This window comes from Streptomyces sp. NPDC002133, assembly GCF_040296405.1.
In the GTDB taxonomy this organism is placed as follows: Bacteria; Actinomycetota; Actinomycetes; order Streptomycetales; family Streptomycetaceae; genus Streptomyces.
In genome coordinates, this window is record NZ_JBEOXF010000134.1 from 1 (window position 1) to 2,716 (window position 2,716).

Sequence of the window (2,716 nt, forward strand, 5' to 3'; positions counted from 1 at the left end):
TTGAACGCCTTGACCACCCGCGCTCCGGCGAGATACGCCTGCACGATCTCGCTCGAGGAGGTGAGCGGGTCGGTGAGGTCGTCGCGGATGCCGTCCACCTCCCACCAGTAGTTCATGGCGTCGATGACGAGCTTGCCCCGCAGCGCCTCGGCCGGAATCGTGCGGTACTTGCCGAGCGGGAGCGCCAGGATGACGACGTCTGCCTCCGCGGCGTCCGCCGTGGTGACCGGGACGGCGCCGGGGGTGAGGACTTCGATGGTGAGTGCGATCTTGGCGGGGTCGCCCGATCCGGCGATGAGCACGTGATAGCCGGCTTCCAGAGCCAGGCGTGCCAGCACGGTGCCGACCTTCCCCGCACCCAGGATGCCGACCGTGCGGACGGCAGCGGCGGCAGTGGTGGTGCCAGTGGTGTCCATTTCTGCTCCGTTCATGGCGTCAGCCTGCGAGGATGTCGCGGACCATCGGGAGCACCTTGGTGCCGTACAGCTCGACTGTGCGCAGGCGGGCGCTGATCGGCTGTGCCCCGGTGGTGTAGATGAGGTCGAAACGGCCGACGCCGAGCGTCTTGATGGCGCGGGCCATTTTGCGGGCTACGGTCTCGGGCGAGCCGATGTAGAGCGAGCCGTGCTCGATGTCGGCCTCGTACTCCTCCTTGCGGAGCGGCGGCCAGCCTCGCAGCGCGCCGATGCGGTCACGGATGACCTTGTAGTGCGGATAGTGCAGCTCCCGGGCCTCCTCGTCCGTGTCGGCGATGAAGCCGGGCGAGTGCATTCCGACCGGGTGAGCGGTCGTACCGAACTTGTCGGCGGCTCGCTGGTAGAGGTCGATATACGGCGCGAAGCGCTCCGGGCTGCCGCCGATGATGGCGAGCATGAGAGGGAACCCGTAGTGCGCGGTGCGGATGACCGACTGGGGCGAACCGCCCACACCGACCCAGGTACTCAGGTGCCCGGACTCGGTCTTGGGGAAGACGTCGGCGCCCTCGAGCGGCGGCCGCTTGCTGCCGCTCCAGGTGACGGGCTTCTCCTCCAGCAGCTTCGCGAAGAGCTCGATCTTCTCCTCGAACAGCACGTCGAAGTCGGCCAGGTCGTATCCGAAGAGCGGGAAGGACTCGGTGAAGGAGCCGCGCCCGAGGATGACCTCGGCGCGCCCGTTCGAGAGCGCGTCCACGGTCGAGAACCGCTGGAACACGCGGACCGGATCGTCCGAGCTCAGCACGGTCACGCCGGACGCGAGCCGGATACGGCTGGTACGTGTGGCGATGCCGGCAAGTACCGTCTCCGGGGAGGAGATCGCGAACTCCGGACGGTGGTGTTCACCGAGTGCGATCACGTCGACGCCGGTCTCCTCCGCGAGAACGGCCTCCTCCAGGACCTGCCGGATGGCCCGCGCGTCGGACACCGGAGTACCCGAGTCGTCCTCCGGCACATCGCCGAACGTGTCCAGGCCGAAGACGAGATCAGACATGGGCGGGCTCCTTCGCGAGCAGTTCCTTCACCAGCGGGGCGACTTCGCGGCCCAGCAGCTCGATCGTGCGAGCCCGGGCTTCACGGGGGAGGTGCATGACGTCGTACTTGAGATCGAAACGGCTGAGGTGCAGATCGCGGGCCATCGTGGCGATCTTGCGTGCGACGGTCTCGGGGGAGCCGACGAAGAGCGCGCCCTTGCCGACTTCCGACAGGTAGCGCTCGCGGGTCGGCTTGTAGAATCCGCGCTCCTCGGCGAGGGCGGCGACGACCGGTTGCCAGTAGCGCCACCAGGTCTCGATCGCCTCCTCGTCGCTGTCGGCGATGAGCCCCAGCGAGTGCTGGGCGACGGGTTGCCTGGCGTGCCCGAACTGTTCGAGCGTGCGGTGGTAGAGCTCGACGTGGCCGGCGAACCGCTGGGGGCGTCCACCGATGATGGCCAGCATGAGCGGCAGCCCGTAGCGGGCCGCGCGGACCACGGAGTTCGGGCTGCCCCCCACACCGATCCAGGTGGGAATGCCACCGTGTGGCATCCGGGGACGCAGTCGCTGCTCGACGAGCGGCGGCCGGAACCGGCCCGACCAGGTCACCGTCTCCTCGCGCTGGAGGCGCATGAACAGGTCGAGCTTCTCCTCGAACAGCTCCTCGTAGTCGGCAATGTCGTAGCCGAACAGCGGGAACGACTCGGTGGCCGACGCCCGCCCCAGTACGAGCTGGGCGCGGCCGTTCGAGGCGGCGTCCAGCGTGGAGAACTCGTGGTAGAGCCGTACGGGGTCGTTGGTGCTCAGCACGGTCACCGAGGTGCCGAGCCGGATGCGTTCCGTCGCGGTGGCGATCGCGGCGAGCAGGACCGGGGTGGCGCTGTCGTTGTGGCCTGCGCGGTAGTGCTCGCCGACGCTGAACGTGTCGATCCCCACGGATTCGGCCAGCTTGGCCTCCTCGATCAACAGACGCACGGTCTCGGCATCGCTCAGCGGCCGGCCGCCGTCGGTCGCGACCTCCCCGAACGAGTTCAGCCCCAATTCGAACGCTGTGGCTGTCATGGACTCCTCCTACTGGCAGCCGTGGACATCCGGTGTCGCGCGGCAGCCGATTGCTTGACACGTCAATCATTCACACAACATGATTGACGTGTCAACCAAAGGGGGTGGCACCATGGGAGAGCGGCACAGAGCGTTCCCCACCACCGAGGAACTGCAGATCTGGCAGGACTTCATCGAGACCACGGAAGCGCTCCGCTCCGAACTCTC

The 2,716-nt window shown here is 67.7% G+C and carries 3 protein-coding genes; all 3 read right to left on the bottom strand.

The features are described 5' to 3' along the window. Positions 1 to 431 (bottom strand): NADPH-dependent F420 reductase (locus ABT078_RS42385; protein ID WP_351237802.1); only part of this gene is annotated, 431 nt, incomplete at its 3' end. 4 nt (positions 432 to 435) lie between these two features. Beyond that, on the bottom strand, positions 436 to 1,467 hold the full coding sequence (locus ABT078_RS42390) for an LLM class flavin-dependent oxidoreductase (protein ID WP_351237804.1): 1,032 nt from the start codon (positions 1,465 to 1,467) through the stop codon (positions 436 to 438). Beyond that, positions 1,460 to 2,509, bottom strand: a complete 1,050-nt coding sequence (locus ABT078_RS42395) for an LLM class flavin-dependent oxidoreductase (protein WP_351237806.1) — start codon at positions 2,507 to 2,509, stop codon at positions 1,460 to 1,462. Before ABT078_RS42395 ends, ABT078_RS42390 begins: the two co-directional genes overlap by 8 nt. Between the last annotated feature and the right edge of the window lie 207 nt (positions 2,510 to 2,716).

What these genes read in the sequence shown, in the direction of transcription:
- ABT078_RS42390 (WP_351237804.1), bottom strand. Translation starts at nt 1,467, where the DNA reads ATGTCTGATCTCGTCTTCGGCCTGGACACGTTCGGCGATGTGCCGGAG.
- ABT078_RS42395 (WP_351237806.1), bottom strand. Translation starts at nt 2,509, where the DNA reads ATGACAGCCACAGCGTTCGAATTGGGGCTGAACTCGTTCGGGGAGGTC.